Genomic DNA, 21,955 nt, shown 5'->3' with positions numbered 1-21,955 from the left:
ATTTGGGACCGGTCCCGAGTTGCTACGCTCCAAAAGAGGTCCTGATGACCATTAGCGACGCACTACACCGCTTGCTGCTCGACAACCTCACCACCGCGACCATCCTGCTCGACGCCGAACTGCGCCTCGAGTACATGAACCCGGCGGCGGAGATGCTCCTGGCTGTCAGCGGCCAGCGCAGCCACGGGCAGTTCATCAGCGAGTTGTTTACCGAATCTGCCGAAGCGCTCAATTCCCTGCGCCAAGCGGTAGAGCAGGCTCACCCGTTCACCAAGCGCGAGGCGATGCTCACCGCCCTGACCGGCCAGACCCTGACCGTGGATTATGCGGTCACGCCGATCCTGAACAACGGCGCTACCCTGTTGCTGCTGGAAGTCCACCCGCGTGATCGCTTGCTGCGCATCACCAAGGAGGAGGCGCAGTTGTCCAAGCAGGAAACCAGCAAGATGCTGGTGCGGGGCCTGGCCCACGAGATCAAGAACCCTCTCGGCGGAATACGTGGCGCGGCACAGTTGCTTGCCCGTGAACTGCCGGAAGAAAGCCTCAAGGACTACACCAACGTCATCATCGAGGAAGCCGACCGCCTGCGGAACCTGGTGGACCGCATGCTCGGTTCGAACAAGCTGCCATCCCTGGCGATGTGCAACGTTCATGAAGTGCTGGAGCGCGTCAGCAGCCTGGTGGAAGCGGAAAGCCAGGGTTGCATCACTTTGGTGCGCGACTATGACCCGAGCATTCCCGACGTCTTGATCGACCGCGAGCAGATGATCCAGGCGGTGCTGAACATCGTGCGCAACGCGATGCAGGCCATCAGCAGCCAGAACGAACTGCGCCTGGGTCGCATCAGCCTGCGTACCCGCGCCATGCGCCAGTTCACCATCGGCCACGTGCGCCATCGCCTGGTGACCAAGATCGAAATCATCGACAACGGCCCGGGCATCCCTGCCGAACTGCAGGAAACCATCTTTTTTCCCATGGTCAGCGGCCGTCCGGATGGTACCGGGCTGGGCCTGGCCATTACCCAGAACATCATCAGTCAGCATCAGGGCTTGATCGAATGTGAGAGCCACCCCGGCCACACCACTTTCTCGATCTTCCTGCCACTGGAACAAGGAGCCACATCGACATGAGCCGTAGTGAAACCGTGTGGATCGTCGATGACGACCGTTCTATCCGTTGGGTCCTGGAAAAAGCCTTGCAACAAGAAGGCATGACCACCCAGAGCTTCGACAGCGCCGACGGGGTGATGAGTCGCCTGGCGCGTCAGCAACCGGACGTCATCATCTCCGACATCCGCATGCCCGGCGCCAGCGGCCTGGACCTGTTGGCGCGGATTCGCGAGCAGCATCCGCGACTGCCGGTGATCATCATGACCGCCCATTCCGACCTGGACAGCGCCGTGGCGTCCTACCAGGGCGGCGCTTTCGAATACCTGCCCAAGCCATTTGACGTCGACGAAGCCGTATCGCTGGTCAAGCGCGCCAACCAGCACGCCCAGGAACAACAAGGCATGGAAGAGGTGCCGGCCCTGGCCCGCACCCCGGAAATCATCGGCGAAGCGCCGGCGATGCAGGAAGTGTTTCGCGCCATCGGGCGCTTGAGCCACTCCAACATCACTGTGCTGATCAATGGCGAGTCGGGCACCGGCAAGGAACTGGTGGCCCACGCCCTGCACCGCCACAGCCCACGGGCGGCGTCGCCGTTCATCGCGCTGAACATGGCGGCGATTCCCAAGGACTTGATGGAGTCCGAGCTGTTCGGCCACGAAAAAGGCGCCTTCACCGGCGCGGCCAACCTGCGGCGCGGACGCTTCGAGCAAGCCGACGGCGGCACGTTGTTCCTCGATGAAATCGGCGACATGCCGGCCGACACCCAGACCCGCTTGCTGCGCGTGCTGGCCGATGGCGAGTTCTATCGGGTCGGCGGCCATACACCGGTCAAGGTGGACGTGCGCATCATCGCCGCGACCCACCAGAACCTGGAAACCCTGGTTCACGCCGGCAAATTCCGTGAGGACTTGTTCCACCGCCTGAACGTCATCCGCATTCATATCCCGCGCCTGGCGGATCGTCGCGAAGACATCCCGACCCTGGCCCGGCACTTCCTCAGCCGCGCGGCCCAGGAACTGGCGGTCGAGCCCAAGCTGCTCAAGAGCGAAACCGAGGAATACCTCAAGAACCTGCCGTGGCCGGGCAACGTGCGCCAGTTGGAGAACACCTGCCGCTGGATCACGGTGATGGCTTCAGGTCGCGAAGTGCACATCAGCGACCTGCCGCCGGAACTGCTGAGCCTGCCCCAGGATTCGGCCCCCGTGACCAACTGGGAGCAAGCCCTGCGCCAGTGGGCCGACCAGGCCCTGGCCCGCGGTCAGTCGAGCCTGTTGGACAGCGCGGTACCGGCCTTCGAGCGGATCATGATCGAAACCGCCCTCAAGCACACCGCCGGCCGCCGCCGCGATGCCGCCGTGCTGCTGGGCTGGGGCCGCAATACCTTGACCCGCAAGATCAAGGAATTGGGGATGAAGGTCGACGGTGGGGATGATGATGACGGGGATGAGGGCTGATCGGTCTTTAGCCCTTCGCTGAATTTGAAGGCCCAATCGCGAGCAAGCTCGCTCCCACAAGGGAAACGCAATTCCTGGACGGCCCCCCAAAAGTCAGATGGGTGTCCAACTTTTTGGGGGCAGTCCATCCTGTGGGAGCGAGCTTGCTCGCGATGCTTTTAAAGGCCTCATGCACCGCATCAATGCACTGCGAACCGCAATTGCACATGCACCACCCGCCAAAACCAATCGGCCCAGCTCGAAAAAAACCGCACAAACAAAAGCAAAAGCCCCGGAATACGGGGCTTTTGCGTCACAGAAAGCGTTTTTGTGACAAATAATTTAAAACTGGCACGCCCCCTGCAATAGCTAGATCACTACCCAGTTTCGGGGACCTTGGTACAGGCAGGCCGGGGAATCCCCATTTTATACCGGGCTCAGCGAGCCCACTGTTTTGGGGGCCTTGATACAGGCAGGTCAAGGTTTCCCTTCTTTACACCCAGGGCCATGCGCTTAGCGCGAGCCCTCCCGTTTTGGGGACCTTGGTACAGGCAGGCCGGGGATTCCCTCTTTTATTGCTCCTGGAGACGGACCTCCAGCCGCCAGCGATCATCCACCTCGCTGCCGGTCCACGCCCCTCGCAATGGACGCGCCGCCACCAGCGTCAGCAACAACCCCTCGTCACTCAAACGCACCCGCCAGTTCACATCCTTGCCGTTGAGCTTGAGCTGGCCCTTCTGCGGCTGGCCTTCTGCTTGGAACAGCAACGCCACTGAGCCGTCGACAATTTCGCCATGGAGCTTGGGTTCATTGTTGAACCAGGCCACCAGCGCTCCGTCTGTCACCTCGATCTGTTGCAACGCGCTCGGCTCGGGCGTGGTCAGGCGCCCGATCATCAGCCCGACCATCACGCCGAAGATCGCCAAAGAGCCCATCACCCGAGGCATTAGCTTCGAACGTCGGTCGGTTTGCGGCGTAGAATGCCGCTCATCTTTATCTGCGGAGCCGTGCATGTTTCACGTCATCCTTTTTCAACCGGAAATTCCGCCGAATACCGGCAACGTCATCAGGCTGTGCGCCAACAGCGGCTGCCACCTGCATTTGATCGAACCGCTGGGCTTCGACATGGACGACAAGCGCCTGCGCCGCGCCGGCCTCGACTACCACGAGTATGCCACCTTGCAGCGTCACGCCGACCTCGCCAGTTGTCTGGAAAGCCTCGGGCATCCGCGTCTGTTCGCCTTTACCACCAAGGGTTCGCGGCCGTTCCATGACGCCAGCTTCGTCGCCGGTGACGCGTTCCTGTTCGGCCCGGAAAGCCGTGGCCTGCCGGCCGACGTACTGGACGCCCTGCCCACCGAGCAGCGCCTGCGCCTGCCAATGCGTGAAGGCTGCCGCAGCCTGAACCTGTCCAATACCGTGGCGGTGGCGGTTTATGAGGCGTGGCGGCAGAACGGGTTCGCCTGAGCCGTTCCTGTCAGCCAGAAACACCTGTGGGAGCGAGCCTGTGGGAGCCGAGCTTGCTCGCGATGAGGTCGACACGGTTCAACTGCAAAACCGTGTCATCGTTCATCGCGAGCAAGCTCGGCTCCCACAGGCTCGGCTCCCACAGGGCTCGCTCCCACAGGTTTTGTGCCTGGCCGTCGAGCGCTATGCCTGGCAGTGGACGCTTACTGAACGGTCGCGCCGCCTTCCTGCTGCATGCGCTGCAGTTCTTGCGCATACAGGGCATCGAAGTTCACCGGCGCCAGCATCAGGGCCGGGAACGAGCCGCGGGTTACCAGGCTGTCCAGGGTTTCCCGGGCGTAAGGGAACAGGATGTTCGGGCAGAACGCGCCCAGGGTGTGGCTCATCGAAGGAGCATCCAGGTTCTTGATCAGGAAGATCCCGGCCTGTTGCACTTCAGCGATGAACGCCACTTCGTCACCGTTCTTGACGGTGACCGACAGGGTCAGCACCACTTCGTGGAAGTCATCTTCCAGGGCTTTCTGACGGGTGTTCAGGTCCAGGCCTACGCTCGGCTCCCACTGCTGGCGAAAGATCGCCGGGCTTTTCGGGGCTTCGAAGGACAGGTCACGCACATAAATGCGCTGCAAGGAGAATTGCGGTGCGGCTTCTTCTTCGCTGGCAGCTGTGTTCTGTTGGTCAGTCATCGCAGATCCTTCTTACTTTCAGGTTCTTTAGTGGGAAATTCAGGCCTTGAGCAGCGCGTCGAGCTTGCCGGCGCGCTCCAGGGCGAACAGATCATCGCAACCGCCCACGTGGGTGCTGCCGATCCAGATCTGCGGCACGGAGGTGCGCCCGGCCTTCTGGGTCATTTCGGTGCGCAGTTGCGGCTTGCCGTCGACCTTGATCTCTTCGAAGGCCACGCCTTTGTTCTGGAGCAGGGACTTGGCTCTGGAGCAATAGGGGCAGTAATCGCTGGAATAGACAACAACGTGGGACATTTCACTTCACCAGGGGCAGATTGTCGGCTTTCCAGCTGGCAACGCCGCCGGACAGCTTGGCGGCGGTAAAACCGGACTTCATCAGCTCGCGGGCGTGGGTGCCGGCGTGCTGGCCTTGGGCGTCCACCAGGATCAACGTCTTGGCCTTGTGTTTCTCCAGCTCGCCGATCCGCGCCATCAGTTTGTCCTGGGGAATGTTCACCGCCCCGACAATGTGACCGGCGGCGTAATCCTTGCTCGGGCGGATGTCCACCACCAGGCCGGCATCCTTGTTGACCAGTGCGGTCAGCTCGCCAGTGCTCAGGCTGCGACCGCCGCCCTGCATCGTGTGGGCAACCAGCAACGCCAGCAGCACGACGAAGATACCGACGAGAATGTAGTGGTTAGTGGCAAATTGAATCAGGTGAGCAACCATCGAAGGAGGTTCCAGGGCGTTAAAATGTCGGCCAGTATACACAGCACGCAAGGCCGGCCAAACCCCGCCCGGCGGTGACGCCGCCGGAACTTACCTTTAAACTGCCCGTCCCTTTTCCATCGTCTTCTTTTAACCCGCCACGAGTGGATTCCATGACTACCACGCCTAAACCTTTGGTCCTGATGATTCTCGACGGCTTCGGTCACAGTGACAGCCACGAATCCAACGCCGTGTATTCGGCCAACAAGCCGGTGCTGGACCGTCTGTGGGCCAGCGTGCCCAACGGCCTGATCTCCGGCAGCGGCATGGACGTCGGCCTGCCGGACGGACAGATGGGCAACTCCGAAGTCGGCCACATGAACCTCGGCGCAGGCCGCGTGGTGTACCAGGACTTCACCCGCGTGACCAAATCGATCCGCGACGGCGAGTTCTTCGAAAACCCGACCATCTGCGCCGCCGTGGATAAAGCCGTGGCCGCCGGCAAGGCCGTGCACTTCATGGGCCTGCTGTCCGACGGTGGCGTGCACAGCCACCAGGACCACCTGATCGCCATGGCCGAACTGGCTGCCAAGCGCGGCGCCGAGAAGATCTACCTGCACGCGTTCCTCGATGGCCGCGACACCCCGCCGAAAAGCGCCACGTCGTCGATCGAGCTGCTGGACGCAACGTTCCAGGCCCTCGGCAAGGGGCGCATCGCCAGCCTCGTCGGCCGCTACTTCGCCATGGACCGTGACAACCGTTGGGATCGCGTGTCCCAGGCCTACAACCTGATCGTCGACGGCAGCGCCGAATTCAACGCCGCCACCGCCCAGGAAGGCCTGCAAGCCGCCTACGAGCGCGGCGAAAGCGACGAATTCGTCAAGGCCACCACCATTGGCGAACCGGTGAAAGTCGAAGACGGCGATGCCGTGGTGTTCATGAACTTCCGTGCCGACCGCGCCCGCGAACTGACCCGCGTGTTCGTCGAAGACGATTTCAAGGAATTCGAGCGTGCCCGCCAGCCAAAACTGGCCGGTTTCGTCATGCTGACCCAATACGCCGCCAGCATTCCCGCGCCTTCGGCCTTCGCCGCCGGCAGCCTGGAAAACGTGCTGGGGGACTACCTGGCGAAAAACGGCAAGACCCAACTGCGCATCGCCGAGACCGAAAAGTACGCCCACGTGACGTTCTTTTTCTCCGGCGGCCGTGAAGAACCGTTCCCGGGCGAAGAACGCATCCTGATCCCCTCGCCGAAAGTCGCCACCTACGACCTGCAACCGGAGATGAGCGCACCGGAAGTGACCGACCGCATCGTCGACGCCATTGAAAACCAGCGTTACGACGTGATCGTGGTCAACTACGCCAACGGCGACATGGTCGGCCACAGCGGTGTGTTCGAGGCGGCGGTCAAGGCCGTGGAATGCCTGGACACCTGCGTTGGCCGCATCGTCGAGGCCCTGGAAAAGGTCGGCGGCGAAGCACTGATCACGGCCGACCACGGCAACGTCGAGCAGATGTCCGACGAATCCACCGGCCAGGCCCACACCGCCCACACCACCGAGCCGGTGCCGTTCATCTATGTCGGCAAGCGGGACTTCAAGGTCCGCGACGGTGGCGTGCTGGCTGACGTGGCGCCAACCATGCTGATGTTGCTGGGCATGGAAAAGCCTGCGGAAATGACCGGGACTTCGATCCTGGTCTGATTCCGCAAACCCTGTGGGAGCGAGCTTGCTCGCGATAGCGCCGGATCAGCCAACCTTGATGTTGACTGATGCACCGCCATCGCGAGCAAGCTCGCTCCCACATGGGTTATTGGTGTTTTTCGGGCCAGTTATCACACAGCCCCAAATGAGCGTTTTTTTTTGCAGCGTGGGGCGGGCATACTAGGCCGTCCCTTTCCCTGGTGTCGCCCGCCTCTATGCTTCGCGTCCTGATAGCCCTCGTTCTGACCTGCTTGCTCCAACCGGCCTTTGCCGACGAGCGCGCGCAAACCCAACAGCAGTTGGAAGCCACGCGCCAGGACATTGCCGAGCTGAAAAAACTGCTGGGCAAGTTGCAGGAAGAGAAATCCAGCGTGCAGAAAGACCTGCGCGGCACCGAAACCGAGATGGGCAAGCTGGAGAAGCAGGTCGACGCCCTGCAGAAAGAACTGAAGAAAAGCGAATCCGAGCTGCAGCGGCTCGATGGAGAGAAAAAAAAACTCCAGAGCGCGCGCACTGAACAGCAAAAGCTGATCGCCATCCAGGCCCGGGCCGCCTACCAGAATGGCCACCAGGAATACCTCAAGCTGCTGCTCAACCAGCAGAACCCCGAGAAATTCGCCCGTACCCTCACCTATTACGATTACCTGAGCCAGGCCCGCCTGGAACAACTCAAGAGCTTCAATGAAACCTTGCGCCAACTGGCCAATGTCGAAAAAGACATCGAGCTGCAGCAGGCCCAGTTGCTGGTGCAGAAAAGCAGCCTCGACACCCAGCGCGAAGAACTCGAGAAGGTTCGCAAGGAACGCCAGGTGGCCCTGGCCAAGCTCAATGACGACGTGAAGGCCCGCGACAGCAAGCTCAAGGCCCGCGAGCAGGACCAGGCCGAACTGGCCAATGTGTTGAAAACCATCGAAGAGACCCTGGCCCGCCAGGCCCGAGAGGCGGAAGAAGCGCGCCAGAAAGCGCTGATCGCCCAGCAGGAAGCCGAAAAAAAGCGTTTGCGTGAAGCCCAGGCCGACGCAGACGCCGGCGATGCACCGCGCAAACCGGCAAAATCCAGCCCCGGCGCACTGGTTTCCAGTGACGGCGAAACCTTTGGCGGCGCTTTTGCTTCAGCCCGAGGCAAACTTCCTTGGCCGGTCAATGGTCGATTGCTTGCGCGCTTCGGTGAAACCCGCGGCGACGATATCCGCACCAAGTGGGACGGGGTGATGATCAGCGCCTCGGCCGGCAGCCAGGTACATGCCGTGCATGGCGGACGCGTGGTATTCGCCGACTGGTTGCGCGGCGCCGGCCTGCTGGTGATCCTCGATCACGGCAACGGTTACTTGAGCCTGTACGGCCACAACCAGACGCTGCTCAAGTCGGCGGGCGACGTGGTCAAGGCCGGTGAGTCCATCTCCACGGTCGGTAACAGTGGCGGGCAGGATACGCCAGCACTGTATTTCGCTATTCGTCAGCAGGGTCGCCCCAGTGACCCGGCCCAATGGTGTCGTGCGCAAGGATAAGCGCGCCCATCCTATTAAGGAGTTCGTTCGACATGCTGCATTTGTCCCGCCTTACCTCGCTGGCCCTGACGATCGCCCTCGTGATCGGTGCGCCCCTGGCTTTCGCCGCCGAACCGGCCCCGTCGGCCCCCGCCGCCACTGCCGCAACCACCAAGGCGCCGCTGCCGCTGGACGAACTGCGCACCTTTGCCGAGGTCATGGACCGGATCAAGGCCGCCTACGTGGAACCGGTGGATGACAAGATGCTGCTGGAGAACGCCATCAAAGGCATGCTCAGCAACCTTGACCCGCACTCGGCATACCTGGGCCCGGAAGATTTCGCCGAGCTGCAGGAAAGCACCAGCGGCGAATTCGGCGGCCTGGGCATCGAGGTCGGCAGCGAAGACGGCTTCGTCAAGGTGGTCTCGCCAATCGACGACACGCCAGCTTCCAAGGCCGGCATCCAGGCCGGTGACTTCATCGTCAAGATCAACGGCCAGCCGACCCGCGGCCAGAGCATGACCGAAGCCGTGGACAAGATGCGCGGCAAGATCGGCCAGAAGATCACCCTGACCCTGGTGCGCGACGGTGGTACACCGTTCGACGTGACCCTGACCCGTGCGGTCATCCAGGTCAAGAGCGTGAAGAGCCAGTTGCTGGAGTCGGGCTACGGCTACATCCGCATCACCCAGTTCCAGGTCAAGACCGGCGAAGAAGTCGCCAAGGCCCTGGCCAAGATGCGCAAGGACAACGGCAAGAAACTCAACGGCCTGGTCCTGGACCTGCGCAACAACCCCGGCGGCGTACTGCAATCGGCCGTGGAAGTGGTGGATCACTTCATCACCAAGGGCCTGATCGTCTACACCAAGGGCCGTATCGCCAATTCCGAGCTGCGCTTCTCGGCCACTGGCAACGACTTGAGCGAAGCCGTGCCATTGGTGGTGCTGATCAACGGCGGCAGCGCTTCGGCCTCGGAAATCGTCGCCGGCGCCCTGCAGGACCAGAAGCGCGGCGTGGTCATGGGCACCACCAGTTTCGGCAAGGGCTCGGTACAGACCGTGTTGCCACTGAACAACGACCGTGCCCTGAAGATCACCACCGCGCTGTACTTCACGCCCAACGGCCGTTCCATCCAGGCCCAGGGCATTGTCCCGGACATCGAAGTGCGCAAGGCCAAGATCACCAACGAGCAGGACAGCGAATACTTCAAGGAAGCCGACCTGCAAGGTCACCTGGGCAACGGCAACGGCGGCGCCGACAAACCGACCGGTTCCGGCGCCAAGGCCAAGCCGATGCCCCAGGATGACGACTATCAGTTGGCCCAGGCCTTGAGCTTGCTCAAAGGGTTGAACATCACGTCCGGCCGCTGATATGGGCCTGCGTTTCACCTTCGTCCTGCTGTGCCTGCTGGCGGGGGCCGTTAACGCGGCGCCCGCCACGCCCTCTTCGCCGCACAAGGCGTACCTGAGCCTGATCATCGACGACCTGGGGCAAAACCTGCCTCGGGACCGTCGGGTGCTCGCCCTTCCCGGGCCGGTCACCGCCGCGATCATGCCCGACACACCCCACGCCGCCGAATTCGCCCGCGAAGCCCATCGCGCCGGCAAGCTGGTCATGCTGCATATGCCCATGGACCCGGCCACCGGGCCGTTCGCCTGGCATCCGGAACTGTCCATCGAAGAACTGGGCAAGCGCCTCGACGCCGCGTTCGCCGCCGTGCCCTACACCAGCGGGATCAACAACCACATGGGCAGCCGCATGACCGCCCAGCCCCAGGCCATGGCGTGGCTGATGGCGAACTTGCAGCAACGCCACAAGTTTTTCGTCGACAGCCGCACCAGCGCCCAGACCGTCGCCGCCGCCGAAGCACAAAAGATCGGCCTCGCCAGTGTGTCGCGAGATGTGTTCCTGGACGACGAGCGCACCGAAACCGCCATCGCCCAACAGCTGCAAACCGCCATCGACCTGGCCCGCTGGCAAGGCTCGGCTGTGATGATCGGCCATCCCTATCCGCAGACCCTGGCGGTACTCGAACGCGAGCTACCCAAGCTCAAGGCCCAGGGCATCGAATGGATCGACATCAAGTCGATGATCAGCCTGCGCAGCAATCAGGCGATGGCTGGGCATGGGAAGGATGGGGTTTATCGGTAGCGGCGACCGCGTCGCCGCCATCGCGAGCAAGCTCGCTCCCACAGTGGTTTTGCATCGGCCACAAGATTGGCGTTCACAGCAGATCCCTGTGGGAGCGAGCCTGCTCGCGATGACGGCGGCACATTCAACATCCCGGCAAGCTGACCCAGCGCTTTCGCGAGCAAGCCCGCTCCCACTGTGGTTTTGCATCGGGCCCAAGATTGGCGTTCACAGCAGATCCCCTGTGGGAGCGAGCTTGCTCGCGATGACGGCGACACATGCAACATCCCGGCAAGCTGACCCACCGCTTTCGCGAGCAGGCTCGCTCCCACTGTGGTTTTGCATCGGCCACAAGATTGGCGTTCACAGCAGATCCCTGTGGGAGCTAGCCTGCTCGCGATGACGGCGGCACATTCAACATCTCTACAAGCTGACCCACCGCTTTCGCGAGCAAGCTCGCTCCCACAGTGGTTTTGCATCGGCCACAAGATTGGCGTTCACAGCAGATCCCTGTGGGAGCGAGCTTGCTCGCGATGACGGCGGCACATTCAACATCTCTACAAGCTGACCCAGCGCTTTCGCGAGCAAGCCCGCTCCCACTGTGGTTTTGCATCGGGCACAAGATTGGCGTTCACAGCAGATCCCTGTGGGAGCGAGCTTGCTCGCGATGACGGCGGCACATTCAACATCCCGGCAAGCTGACCCAGCGCTTTCGCGAGCAGGCTCGCTCCCACAGGTTTGTTCCAGCTATCAGAGATACCGCGCCATGATCGCGTCCACCACCCCTTCCTTGCGGAGCTCATCCAAGGCCGCCTGAAGCCGGGCGACCACGTCGTCGGGCACGTCCTTGTTCAAGGCCAGGTACAGCTCGGCACTGTTGAAGCGCAGCACGGTCTTGAGATCGGTCACCCCTTCCTGGCGCGCCAGGTAACGTCCAGCCGGATCCCCGGTGGCCCACAGGTCGATCTGGCCGTTGACCAGCTTCCTGGCGTTGTCCTGATCGCGCAACACGACAATCGGCTTGAGTCCCTGCTTGGTCAACGTCTCGGCAATTGCGTCGCCCTTGTAGGCACCGATCTTGTATTGACGCGCCTGCTCCAGCGAGTCGAGAGCGATCTTGCTGTCGGCCTTGGCGAGCATGATCCAGTCGTCCGGACCGATGGGGCCGACCCATTTGAAAAGCTTCTCACGCTCCGGCAACCGCGCCATGACAAACACACCGTAACCCGGATTTTCCAGGGCGAGTTTGTAGATGCGCTCCCAGGGGAAACGTAGCGTCAGGCTGTAGGAGATATCGGCGCGCTTGAATATCTCGCGGACGATGTCCACGGCAATGCCATGGATGTTCTCGTCCTGGGCGAAGTTCTTGCCGTTCTTGGCCATGTTGTACGGGGGGAAGTTTTCCGTCAGTAACACCAGCGATGTATCAGCGGCGCGGACAGTGCCTGCGAGCAGCAACGTGGCACCGGCAAAGGCAAGAACGAGGCGTTTGAGCATGTCGGGCTACCGCAATCCATGGTGTGCCCAAGAGTGCCTTGGGCCCGCCATGGTGTCCAGCAGTCAGCGAATGCAGATACCGCGATGAGCCATGTAGGCCTTGGCTTCCGGCACGGTGTATTCGCCAAAGTGGAAAATGCTCGCCGCCAGCACTGCACTGGCGTGGCCTTCCAGGATGCCGTCGGCCAGGTGTTGCAGGTTGCCGACGCCGCCGGACGCGATCACCGGAATGCCCAGGGCATCGCTGATGGCGCGGGTGACACCCAGGTCGAAACCGTTTTTCATGCCGTCCTGGTCCATGCTGGTCAGCAGGATTTCACCGGCGCCCAGGCCTTCCATCTTCTTCGCCCACTCGACGGCGTCCAGGCCCGTAGGCTTGCGCCCGCCGTGGGTGAAGATTTCCCAACGCGGGGTTTCACCCGGGCCGGAGACTTTCTTGGCATCGATGGCCACGACGATGCACTGCGAGCCGAAGTGCTGGGCCGCTTCCCCGACGAATTCCGGGTTGAACACCGCCGCAGTGTTGATCGACACTTTGTCCGCTCCGGCATTGAGCAGGTTGCGGATGTCCTGCACGGTGCGCACGCCACCGCCCACGGTCAGCGGGATGAACACCTGGCTGGCCATGCGCTCGACGGTATGCAGCGTGGTATCGCGGCCATCGACGCTGGCCGTGATGTCGAGGAAGGTGATCTCGTCCGCACCCTGTTCGTCGTAGCGACGGGCGATTTCCACCGGGTCGCCGGCGTCACGGATGTTCTCGAACTTCACGCCCTTGACCACCCGGCCGTTGTCCACGTCCAGGCAAGGGATGATGCGTTTGGCCAGCGCCATGGTGAGTCCTCAGCCTTTGTAGGAATCGCAGAAGGCCTGGGCCTCGGCGACGTCCAGGGTGCCTTCGTAGATCGCGCGACCGGTGATCGCACCGATGATGCCCGGCGCCTTGGCGTCGAGCAGTGCCTTGATGTCACCCAGGTTGTGGATGCCGCCGGAGGCGATCACCGGAATCTTGGTGGCGGCAGCCAGGGCGGCGGTGAACGGGACATTGCAGCCCTGCATCATGCCGTCTTTGGCGATGTCGGTGTAGACGATGGCAGACACGCCGTCGGCTTCGAAACGCTTGGCCAGGTCGATCACCTGCACGGTGCTGACTTCAGCCCAGCCGTCGGTGGCGACAAAACCGTCCTTGGCGTCGAGGCCAACGATGACCTTGCCCGGGAACGCGCGGCACGCTTCGGCAACGAACTCAGGCTCCTTCACCGCCTTGGTGCCGATGATCACGTAGCTCACGCCAGCCTTGACGTAGTGCTCGATGGTTTCCAGCGAGCGAATGCCGCCGCCGATCTGGATCGGCAGGTTCGGGTAGCGCTTGGCAATGGCCGTGACCACCTCGCCATTGACCGGCTGCCCTTCGAAGGCGCCATTGAGGTCGACCAGATGCAGGCGACGGCAGCCGCCCTCCACCCACTTGGCGGCCATGCTCACCGGGTCATCGGAAAACACCGTGGAGTCTTCCATGCGGCCCTGGCGCAGACGTACGCAAGCGCCGTCCTTGAGATCGATAGCGGGGATAATCAGCATCTGGCAAACCTTCAAATACGAATATTCAGCTTGGCTCGAAAATCAGTTTTTCTCGAGCGCCCACAAGTCGCTTTCAATGCTTTCGAACCTTTCTTTAAGGTGCGTCTGCACATCGAAAATCGCCCTGTTGTAATAGTGCGGAGCAATTTCGCGGGTAAACAGGTCAAGAATTTCCGCCGCTTCGAACGAACCCAGGTCCAGTTCGAAACGCTCCTCCATGAACCGCTGGATCTTGCGGTTCGCTTCACTCTCCTGCTCGGGCGTGAGGGTGAGGATCGGCGGTTTCTTGCGGGCCATTACCAGCGCCCGTCCCACGCCGCGAAGTTCTGCAGCAATTGCAGGCCATGGGTATGGCTCTTCTCCGGGTGGAACTGCACGGCGAAGCGCGAACCATCGGCCAGGGCCGCGGCGAAATCGACGCCATAGTGACCGCTGCCCACCACCTGCCGCGCATTGCCGGCGGCGATGTAGTAGCTGTGCACGAAGTAGAAGCGTGCCAAGTCCGGAATGTTGTGCCACAGCGGGTGATCCACCGTCTGCTTCACTTCGTTCCAGCCCATGTGCGGGACCTTCAAGTGCTCGCCGTCTTCGTGCAGGCCCTTGCCAAAGAACTTCACCTGGCCCGGGAACAGCGAGATGCAATCGACACCATCGTTCTCTTCGCTGCGGTCGAGCAAGGCCTGCATGCCCACGCAGATGCCGAGGAACGGACGGTCCTGGCTGACTTCGTGCACCAGCTTGTCGAAGCCCAGCCGACGAATCTCGGCCATGCAATCACGAATCGCGCCGACGCCGGGGAACACCACCCGGTCGGCTTCGCGAATCACGTCGGCATCGCTGGTGATCAGCACCTTGCCGGCGCCCACGTGCTCGAGGGCCTTGGCCACCGAGTGCAGGTTGCCCATGCCGTAGTCGATAACCGCGACCGTCTGCATTACAGGACGCCCTTGGTGGAAGGCATCTGGCCGGCCATGCGGTCATCGAGCTCCACGGCCATGCGCAGCGCGCGGCCGAAAGCCTTGAACACGGTTTCGATCTGGTGGTGGGTGTTGTGCCCACGCAGGTTGTCGATGTGCAGGGTCACGTTGGCGTGGTTGACAAAGCCCTGGAAGAATTCCTGGAACAGGTCGACGTCGAAGCCGCCGACGGTGGCACGGGTATACGGCACGTGCATCTGCAGGCCCGGGCGGCCGGAGAAGTCGATGACCACCCGCGACAGCGCTTCATCGAGCGGCACGTAGGCATGGCCGTAGCGACGGATGCCCTTCTTGTCGCCGATGGCTTTGGTAAAGGCCTGGCCCAGGGTGATACCCACGTCTTCCACCGTATGGTGGTCGTCGATATGCAGGTCGCCCTTGCTGACGATGTCCAGGTCGATCAGCCCGTGACGGGCGATCTGGTCCAGCATGTGCTCAAGAAAAGGTACACCGATATCAAACCGGGCCTTTCCGGTGCCATCCAGGTTGATCGAGGCTTTGATCTGGGTTTCCAGAGTGTCGCGCTCGACAGACGCCTTACGTTCGGCCATCACCAGCTCCGCAAAATCATTGGGCGAAAAAGGCAGCCATTATAGGGGCGCGAGCGGCAAACAGAAACACAAGAGGTGACATCACTGACGGGCTGAACCCCGGGCTGTCGGTGATAGACATGTCCATACAAGTCTTTGCCATCACCCAAAACGACTGTGGGAGCGAGCTTGCTCGCGATGGCGGTGGGTCAGCCGACCATGATGTCGACTGACATACCCTCATCGCGAGCAAGCTCGCTCCCACAAGGATTGCCCTGTCCTGTTGGTCAGGGCAACGGTCTTAGCGGAACAACACCGCCGTCTTCTGCAGGGTCACCCACACACCCCACGCCAACGGAATGCCCACCACCAGCCAGGCGGCGATCGCCAGGGGCTTGGTGCCCGGCGCGGCTTTCCACTCCAGCGACGTGCTGCTGTCGGCGCCTTTGTCATGACCCAGCGCCTGTTCGGCGGCCAGTTCGGCGTCGGTCATGAAGTACTTGTCGGCGACCGGACGGACCATCAGGTTGCAGAGGAAGCCCAGCACCAGCAGGCCGGCGAGGATGTACAAGGTGATGTCATAGGCCGCGGCGCGTTCAACGCCGATGCTCAGTTGATATTCACGCAGGTAGTTCACCAGCACCGGACCCAGCACGCCCGCCGCAGCCCAGGCGGTCAGCAGGCGACCGTGGATCGCACCGACCATTTGCGTACCGAACAGGTCCGCCAGGTAGGCCGGCACGGTGGCGAAACCGCCGCCGTACATCGACAGGATGATGCAGAAGGCCGCCACGAACAGCGCGACGCTGCCCAGGTGACCCAGGTTCGGGATCAGCGCGTACAGGGCAAAGCCCAGGGCGAAGAACACGAAATAGGTGTTTTTACGACCCAGGTAATCCGAGAAGGAGGCCCAGAAGAACCGGCCGCCGATGTTGAACAGGCTCAACAGACCGGTGAAGCCGGCCGCGATGGCCGCGATCTGGCCCAGTTGCGTAGCGTCCAGTTGACCGAACGGCAGGTCGTTGCCGAGCAGCTTGCCGCCGAACACTTCCTGCAACAGTGGCGAAGCCATGCCCAGGATGCCGATACCGGCCGATACGTTCAGGCACAGCACCAGCCAGACCAGACGGAACTGCGGGGTTTTCCAGGCAACATTCACGTGAACGTGGCGATGGGTGATCATCGCGTTCGCGGCTTTCTTCGGTGCCGGGGTCCAGCCCTCAGGCTTCCAGCCGGTCGGCGGTACGCGGTACGACAAGGCGCCACCGATCATGAACACGAAGTAGATCGCAGCCATGACCAGGAAGCTCTGCCATACGCCCACGCCCGTTGGCGAAGCGAAATGGTTCATCAGCGCCGCGGCCAGTGGAGCACCGACCATCGCACCACCGCCGAAGCCCATGATCGCCATGCCGGTCGCCATGCCGCGCTTGTCCGGGAACCACTTGATCAGGGTCGACACCGGGGAGATATAGCCCAGGCCCAAGCCGATACCACCGATCACCCCGGAACCGACCCACATCAGCCAGATCTGATGGGTATAGATACCCAACGCGGAAATCAGCAGGCCACCGCACCAGCACAAGGCCGATACAACGCCGGCCTTGCGTGGCCCGGCGTGTTCCAGCCAGCCACCCCAGATGGCTGCCGAGCAACCCAGGAAGATGAAGAACAGGGTGTAGATCCAGCCGAGCATCGAGATCGGCCAGTCACATTGGGACGAAAAGACTTGCGAGATGAAGCTCATATCCGGTGCACAGGCCACAGGCTTGGTGACACCCAAGGCCTTGGACAGTGGCAGCCAGAACACCGAAAAGCCATAGGCCATGCCGATGCACAGGTGAATGGCCAATGCGGCCGGTGGAACCAGCCACCGGTTGAAACCGGGCTTGGCGATGATGCGTTCCTTGGAGAGGAACGCAGGCTGGTCGGCGACGCCGCCCGCCGTGATGCTCGTGCTCATTGTGTATCCCCCAGTTATTGGAATGGTCCGTCAGCCACGCGTCACCCTCAGCCTTCATTGCACGCAGGCATGGCTGTATTTTCTGGTGAAGCTCCATAGTGTGCGACATCAAGTCGCAGAAGGACGGACGAACGGGCAAAGGTTACCATTTGCTCGTGGCAGAAAAACCAAAGTGATATCACCTTTTTCGTGCCATCTGTCTTATCGCACGCTCGCTCGCTTTCTGTAGGGGGCTAACGGTTTATTTTTTCAGGAATTTTCATGCTCGTCGTTGTCTAGCTCATTACCGACGCCAACTGTCAGGGCCAACAGGACCTGCGGGAAATCTACCAGGATGCCCCGGACTGGCTGTTCGAACCGTTTCGCGATGCCAGGCATGGGCGGCCAAGCGCGCTCCCACACTGGATCTGCGGACGGGACTTATAACGAGCACCTAACGCACCACCACCAATCCACAGCGTTATACTCCCGGCTAAATTTTGAACTCAACCTACAAGGATTCGCCCATGAAAGCGTTCGGCAAAATCCTGGGTCTGGTACTTCTCGGGCTGTTGCTGATCATCGTGGCCCTGGGCTTTGCCCTGACCCACCTGTTCGATCCCAACGACTACAAAGAAGAGATCCGCCAGATAGCCCGCGACAAGGCCCACATCGAGCTGACCCTCAATGGCGATATCGGCTGGAGCCTGTTCCCTTGGCTGGGTCTGGAATTGCACGATGCCAGTGTCGCGACCCTGGCCAATCCGACCCAACCTTTCGCCGACCTGCAGATGCTCGGCCTTTCGGTCCGGGTGATCCCGCTGCTGCGCCGGGAAGTGCAGATGAGCGATGTGCGCGTCGAGGGCCTGAACCTGCGGCTCAACCGCGACAAGAACGGTCACGGTAACTGGGAAGACATCGGCAAGGCACCAGCCTCGGCGACGACGGCGAACACCCCGGCGCCAGCCGAGCAACCGGCCCCACCCGCCAACACCCCGGCAGAAAAACCTGCCCAGCCGACCCGCCTGGACATCGACAGCCTGACCGTGAACAACGCCCGGGTTGAATACACCGACGAGCAGACCGGCAAGCTGTACACCGCCGAGAGCATCCAACTGAGCACCGGCCCGGTCCACGACTCCACCAACATCCCGGTCACCCTGACCGCTTTCCTGTCCAGCAACCAGCCTGCCGTACGCGTACGCACCGAAGTGACGGGTGAGCTGCGCTTCGAGCGTGCCCTGCAACGCTACAAGTTCGAAGACCTGAAACTGTCCGGCGAAGCCACCGGCGACCCCTTGCAGGGCAAGACCCTGAATTTCGCCGCCCAAGGCCAGCTGTTCCTGGACAAGGCGGCAAACGTCGCCGAATGGACCGGCATCAAGCTTTCGCTCAACCAACTGCGTGCCCTGGGTGAACTGAAGGTCAACGACCTCGACAAGACTCCGCAATTGAATGGCGGGGTGTCGATCGCCCAGTTCGATCTGGCTAAATTCGTCGACAGCGTCGGCCAGACACTTCCGGCCATGGCCGAAGGCAGCCTGAGCAAAGTCGAGCTGGCCAGCCGCATTGCCGGCACGCCGACCAGCGTCGAACTCAACGACATCAACCTGAAGCTCGACGACAGCACCTTCAGCGGTCGTATCGCCGTGGAAGATTTTGCCAAGCAGGCCCTGCGCGTGCAGCTCAAGGCCGACACGTTCAATGTCGACCGCTACCTGCCGCCAAAATCCGCCGACGCCGACAGCTCCAAGGCGGCCCGTGAGGCCGAAGTCAGCAACACCGAAGCCAGCGCCATGGCCGGTGTCGGCAACTCACCGCTGCCAAGCGCGCCGACCCAGGGCGCCTGGAGCAACGATCGGCTGTTTCCGGTAGAACGCCTGAGCAAGCTGGACCTCGATGCCGATCTGACCTTCGGGCAACTGACCCTGGATAAACTGCCGATCCAGAACGCCGCGCTCAAGGCCACCGGCCTGGGCGGCCTGCTGACCCTGGAGAACCTGCGGGGCGATCTGTACAGCGGCAACTTCGAAACCAAGGGCACCCTGGATGTGCGCCAACCGACTCCACTGTTGAGCCTGCAAACCCGTATCAACCGGGTCCCTGCCGAGAAGATCATCGAAAGCCAGGGCAAGAATCCGCCGGTCAAAGGCCTGGTCACCGTCAACAGTGCGATCACCGCCACCGGTAATAGCCAGAAGGCCCTGATCGACAGCCTCAACGGCAACGCCGGGTTCGTCATCAACGATGGCGTGCTGCTCAATGCCAACCTCGAACAGCAATTGTGCAAAGGCATCGCCACCCTCAATCGCAAGTCCCTCAGCGGCGAACCCCGGGGCAAGGACACGCCATTCCAGCAACTCAACGGTAATCTCACCTTCAACAATGGCGTTGCCCACAACCCGGACCTGAAAGTCCGCATCCCCGGCATGACCGTCAACGGCAACGGCGATATCGACCTGCGGGTGCTGGGCATGGATTACCGCGTCGGCGTCATCGTCGAAGGCGACAAGAGCGACATGCCCGACCCGGCCTGCCAGGTCAACGAACGCTACGTCGACGTCGAATGGCCGTTGCGCTGCCGCGGCCCACTGGAGCTGGGGGCGAAGGCCTGCCGCCTGGACAATGACGGGCTGGGCAAGGTCGCGGCGAAACTGGCCGGCGACCGGCTCGGCGACAAGATCGAGGAGAAGCTCGGCGACAAGGTCAGTCCCGAGCTGAAAGACGCGCTCAAGGGGCTGTTCAAGCGATGAGAGCCGAGCAGTTTTCCTCCGCGGTACTGGACTGGTTCGACCGCCACGGGCGCCACGATTTGCCCTGGCAGCAAGACATCACCCCTTATCGGGTGTGGGTCTCGGAAATCATGTTGCAGCAGACCCAGGTCAGTACCGTGCTCAATTACTTCGACCGGTTCATGGCTTCGCTGCCCACCGTTCAAGCCCTGGCCGCCGCGCCGGAGGACGAAGTGCTGCACCTGTGGACCGGGCTGGGTTACTACACCCGTGCGCGCAACTTGCAGAAAACCGCGAAAATCGTCGTCGAGCAGTACGGCGGCGAATTCCCCCGGGACGTGGAAAAGCTCACCGAGTTGCCGGGGATCGGCCTGTCCACCGCCGGCGCCATCGCCAGCATCAGCATGGGCCTGCGAGCGCCGATCCTCGATGGCAACGTCAAACGGGTGCTGGCGCGCTTCACCGCCCAGGAAGGCTACCCGGGCGAACCCAAGGTGGCGAAACAGCTGTGGGCCACCGCCGAGCGCTTCACGCCGCAAGACCGGGTCAACGCCTACACCCAGGCGATGATGGACCTCGGCGCGACACTCTGTACCCGCAGCAAGCCCAGTTGCCTGCTCTGCCCACTGAAACAGGGCTGCGAGGCCCACATGCTGGGCCTGGAAACCCGCTACCCGATTCCCAAGCCCCGTAAAGAGGTGCCCAAAAAGCGCACTTTGATGCCGATGCTGGCCAACCACGAGGGCGCGATCCTGCTTTACCGTCGCCCTTCCACCGGACTATGGGGCGGGCTGTGGAGCCTGCCGGAACTCGACGACCTCGACGACCTGCAACACCTGGCCCTGCAACACTCGCTGGAACTGGGCAGCCAACACGAAATGCCAGGCCTGGTGCACACCTTCAGCCACTTCCAGTTGGCGATCGAACCCTGGCTGGTCCGGGTCCGGGAAACCGGCCATCACGTGGCCGAGGCCGACTGGCTCTGGTATAACCTCGCCACCCCGCCGCGCCTGGGCCTTGCCGCCCCGGTCAAAACCTTGCTCGAACGCGCGGCCGCCGTAATGAACGCAGGAGAGTTGCAATGACCCGCACCATCATGTGCCGCAAGTACAAAGAACAACTGGAAGGCCTGGAACGTGCACCGTTCCCGGGTGCCAAGGGCCAGGACATCTACGACAATGTTTCGGCCAAGGCCTGGGCCGACTGGCAGAAACACCAGACCCTGCTGATCAATGAAAAACGCCTGAACATGATGAACGCCGAAGATCGCAAATACCTTCAGGGCGAGATGGACAAGTACTTTTCCGGCGAAGATTACGCCAAGGCCGAAGGCTACGTACCGCCATCCGAATAAGCTGTTCAGCGTGGGGGCGGATCGTAAGCGACGGTAATAGTTAAATATTTTTTGAAAACTTGCTTGACGCCCCCCTGAAAAACCCGTTTAATGCGCCCCGTTGCCCAGATAGCTCAGTCGGTAGAGCAGGGGATTGAAAATCCCCGTGTCGGCGGTTCGATTCCGTCTCTGGGCACCAAATACCGAAAACCCCGATCAAGCAATTGATCGGGGTTTTTTATTGCCCGGGATTTCCTTCCTCCGCCTTGTCGACTCAGCTACATTCGTCCGCTCCCCTCTGGCAAGCGAGTCGACATGGACATCACCGGCATCCCCTTCGGTACTACCGACTGGTCAACCATCGAACCCACCGAGCACAGAGGCGTCACCGGAACCGCCTATTGGCGCACGCGGCAATTCGGGAGTATTCGGGTCCGGATGGTGGAATACACCGCCGGGTATCTGGCCGACCATTGGTGCACCAAGGGCCACATCCTGTTTTGCCTCAAGGGCGAGCTCAATACTGAACTCGAAGACGGTCGGCAATTCTTGCTCAAGCCCGGCATGAGCTATCAGGTGGCCGACCAGGCCGAGCCCCATCGATCCTCCACTTCATCGGGGGCTACGCTCTTCGTCGTGGATTGAGATTCGAAGCGTCGG

At 61.9% G+C, this 21,955-nt stretch carries 22 protein-coding genes and 1 tRNA gene; 12 read left to right on the top strand and 11 right to left on the bottom strand.

Translation table 11 applies throughout. From position 1 onward, the window contains the following. The first annotated feature begins 44 nt into the window (after window positions 1-44). Both glnL and ntrC read left to right on the top strand, forming a co-directional pair. Window positions 45-1,130 carry a nitrogen regulation protein NR(II) gene (gene glnL / locus ACZ5M5_RS01900; RefSeq protein WP_053117539.1) on the top strand — a complete coding sequence of 362 codons (1,086 nt, stop codon included), beginning with the start codon at window positions 45-47 and terminating at the stop codon, window positions 1,128-1,130. Then, on the top strand, window positions 1,127-2,563 hold the full coding sequence (gene ntrC, locus ACZ5M5_RS01895; RefSeq protein ID WP_060739603.1) for a nitrogen regulation protein NR(I): 1,437 nt from the start codon (window positions 1,127-1,129) through the stop codon (window positions 2,561-2,563). Before glnL ends, ntrC begins: the two co-directional genes overlap by 4 nt. Before the next feature lie 551 nt (window positions 2,564-3,114). Here the strand turns inward: ntrC and ACZ5M5_RS01890 are convergent. After that, the gene (locus tag ACZ5M5_RS01890) at window positions 3,115-3,555 is read right to left on the bottom strand and encodes a hypothetical protein (RefSeq protein WP_081015338.1); all 441 of its coding nucleotides are present in this window, start codon (window positions 3,553-3,555) and stop codon (window positions 3,115-3,117) included. On the opposite strand from ACZ5M5_RS01890, the gene trmL reads away from it, so the two are divergent. After that, complete coding sequence (trmL, locus tag ACZ5M5_RS01885; protein WP_192262088.1) at window positions 3,554-4,009, top strand: tRNA (uridine(34)/cytosine(34)/5-carboxymethylaminomethyluridine(34)-2'-O)-methyltransferase TrmL; 456 nt, start codon at window positions 3,554-3,556, stop codon at window positions 4,007-4,009. The two genes, ACZ5M5_RS01890 and trmL, sit on opposite strands and share 2 nt — an antisense overlap. 203 nt (window positions 4,010-4,212) lie before the next feature. Here the strand turns inward: trmL and secB are convergent, their stop codons facing one another. Genes secB through ACZ5M5_RS01870 form a run of 3 tightly spaced genes read right to left on the bottom strand, consistent with a single transcriptional unit; the run spans window position 4,213 to window position 5,404 of the window. Then, window positions 4,213-4,695 (bottom strand): protein-export chaperone SecB, encoded by a 483-nt coding sequence (secB, locus tag ACZ5M5_RS01880; RefSeq protein ID WP_060739605.1) that lies wholly within the window; start codon window positions 4,693-4,695, stop codon window positions 4,213-4,215. A gap of 39 nt (window positions 4,696-4,734) precedes the next feature. Then, window positions 4,735-4,989 (bottom strand): glutaredoxin 3, encoded by a 255-nt coding sequence (gene grxC / locus ACZ5M5_RS01875; RefSeq protein ID WP_060739606.1) that lies wholly within the window; start codon window positions 4,987-4,989, stop codon window positions 4,735-4,737. A 1-nt stretch (window position 4,990) separates the two neighbouring features. Continuing rightward, on the bottom strand, window positions 4,991-5,404 hold the full coding sequence (locus ACZ5M5_RS01870) for a rhodanese-like domain-containing protein (RefSeq protein WP_060739607.1): 414 nt from the start codon (window positions 5,402-5,404) through the stop codon (window positions 4,991-4,993). Window positions 5,405-5,556: 152 nt separating this feature from the next. Between ACZ5M5_RS01870 and gpmI the strand changes: the two genes are divergently transcribed. From gpmI to ACZ5M5_RS01850, 4 genes are all read left to right on the top strand, one after another. Then, a complete protein-coding gene (gene gpmI / locus ACZ5M5_RS01865) occupies window positions 5,557-7,086 on the top strand; it encodes a 2,3-bisphosphoglycerate-independent phosphoglycerate mutase (protein WP_060739608.1) in 1,530 nt (509 codons plus the stop codon). Between the two features lie 215 nt (window positions 7,087-7,301). Next, entirely contained in the window at window positions 7,302-8,594 is a 1,293-nt protein-coding gene (locus ACZ5M5_RS01860) for a murein hydrolase activator EnvC family protein (RefSeq protein ID WP_464738503.1), read from the top strand. Window positions 8,595-8,626: 32 nt separating this feature from the next. Continuing rightward, window positions 8,627-9,943 (top strand): S41 family peptidase, encoded by a 1,317-nt coding sequence (locus tag ACZ5M5_RS01855; RefSeq protein WP_060739610.1) that lies wholly within the window; start codon window positions 8,627-8,629, stop codon window positions 9,941-9,943. 1 nt (window position 9,944) lies between these two features. Further along, a complete protein-coding gene (locus tag ACZ5M5_RS01850; protein ID WP_464738502.1) occupies window positions 9,945-10,724 on the top strand; it encodes a divergent polysaccharide deacetylase family protein in 780 nt (259 codons plus the stop codon). A 729-nt stretch (window positions 10,725-11,453) separates the two neighbouring features. On the opposite strand, the gene ACZ5M5_RS01845 is transcribed toward ACZ5M5_RS01850, so the two are convergent. From ACZ5M5_RS01845 to ACZ5M5_RS01815, 7 genes are all read right to left on the bottom strand, one after another. Then, the gene (locus tag ACZ5M5_RS01845; protein ID WP_464738501.1) at window positions 11,454-12,200 is read right to left on the bottom strand and encodes a substrate-binding periplasmic protein; all 747 of its coding nucleotides are present in this window, start codon (window positions 12,198-12,200) and stop codon (window positions 11,454-11,456) included. A gap of 63 nt (window positions 12,201-12,263) precedes the next feature. Further along, window positions 12,264-13,034 carry an imidazole glycerol phosphate synthase subunit HisF gene (gene hisF / locus ACZ5M5_RS01840; protein ID WP_003196830.1) on the bottom strand — a complete coding sequence of 257 codons (771 nt, stop codon included), beginning with the start codon at window positions 13,032-13,034 and terminating at the stop codon, window positions 12,264-12,266. Between the two features lie 9 nt (window positions 13,035-13,043). Beyond that, window positions 13,044-13,781 (bottom strand): 1-(5-phosphoribosyl)-5-[(5-phosphoribosylamino)methylideneamino]imidazole-4-carboxamide isomerase, encoded by a 738-nt coding sequence (hisA, locus tag ACZ5M5_RS01835; RefSeq protein WP_060739613.1) that lies wholly within the window; start codon window positions 13,779-13,781, stop codon window positions 13,044-13,046. 42 nt (window positions 13,782-13,823) lie between these two features. Then, window positions 13,824-14,078 (bottom strand): DUF2164 domain-containing protein, encoded by a 255-nt coding sequence (locus tag ACZ5M5_RS01830; protein WP_003186749.1) that lies wholly within the window; start codon window positions 14,076-14,078, stop codon window positions 13,824-13,826. Further along, entirely contained in the window at window positions 14,078-14,716 is a 639-nt protein-coding gene (hisH, locus tag ACZ5M5_RS01825) for an imidazole glycerol phosphate synthase subunit HisH (RefSeq protein ID WP_024619262.1), read from the bottom strand. The genes ACZ5M5_RS01830 and hisH overlap by 1 nt, the downstream gene beginning before the upstream one ends. Continuing rightward, window positions 14,716-15,309, bottom strand: a complete 594-nt coding sequence (gene hisB / locus ACZ5M5_RS01820; RefSeq protein WP_003186751.1) for an imidazoleglycerol-phosphate dehydratase HisB — start codon at window positions 15,307-15,309, stop codon at window positions 14,716-14,718. Before hisB ends, hisH begins: the two co-directional genes overlap by 1 nt. A gap of 280 nt (window positions 15,310-15,589) precedes the next feature. Beyond that, window positions 15,590-17,251, bottom strand: a complete 1,662-nt coding sequence (locus tag ACZ5M5_RS01815; protein WP_060739614.1) for an OFA family MFS transporter — start codon at window positions 17,249-17,251, stop codon at window positions 15,590-15,592. A gap of 506 nt (window positions 17,252-17,757) precedes the next feature. Between ACZ5M5_RS01815 and ACZ5M5_RS01810 the strand changes: the two genes are divergently transcribed. The 5 genes from ACZ5M5_RS01810 (at window position 17,758) to ACZ5M5_RS01790 (ending at window position 21,940) form a co-directional block, all read left to right on the top strand. After that, the gene (locus tag ACZ5M5_RS01810) at window positions 17,758-19,983 is read left to right on the top strand and encodes an AsmA family protein (protein ID WP_060739615.1); all 2,226 of its coding nucleotides are present in this window, start codon (window positions 17,758-17,760) and stop codon (window positions 19,981-19,983) included. Beyond that, the gene (gene mutY / locus ACZ5M5_RS01805) at window positions 19,980-21,047 is read left to right on the top strand and encodes an A/G-specific adenine glycosylase (RefSeq protein WP_060739616.1); all 1,068 of its coding nucleotides are present in this window, start codon (window positions 19,980-19,982) and stop codon (window positions 21,045-21,047) included. The genes ACZ5M5_RS01810 and mutY overlap by 4 nt, the downstream gene beginning before the upstream one ends. Continuing rightward, the gene (locus ACZ5M5_RS01800) at window positions 21,044-21,316 is read left to right on the top strand and encodes an oxidative damage protection protein (RefSeq protein WP_060739617.1); all 273 of its coding nucleotides are present in this window, start codon (window positions 21,044-21,046) and stop codon (window positions 21,314-21,316) included. The genes mutY and ACZ5M5_RS01800 overlap by 4 nt, the downstream gene beginning before the upstream one ends. Before the next feature lie 102 nt (window positions 21,317-21,418). Then, window positions 21,419-21,494 (top strand) — tRNA-Phe (locus tag ACZ5M5_RS01795). Between the two features lie 116 nt (window positions 21,495-21,610). Continuing rightward, complete coding sequence (locus tag ACZ5M5_RS01790; RefSeq protein ID WP_464738500.1) at window positions 21,611-21,940, top strand: DHCW motif cupin fold protein; 330 nt, start codon at window positions 21,611-21,613, stop codon at window positions 21,938-21,940. Window positions 21,941-21,955 lie beyond the last annotated feature (15 nt).

The organism is Pseudomonas sp. Van50 (assembly GCF_055390755.1).
The sequence above is the reverse complement of the archived record's forward strand: the minus strand, read 5'-3'. Positions and strand labels throughout refer to the sequence as shown.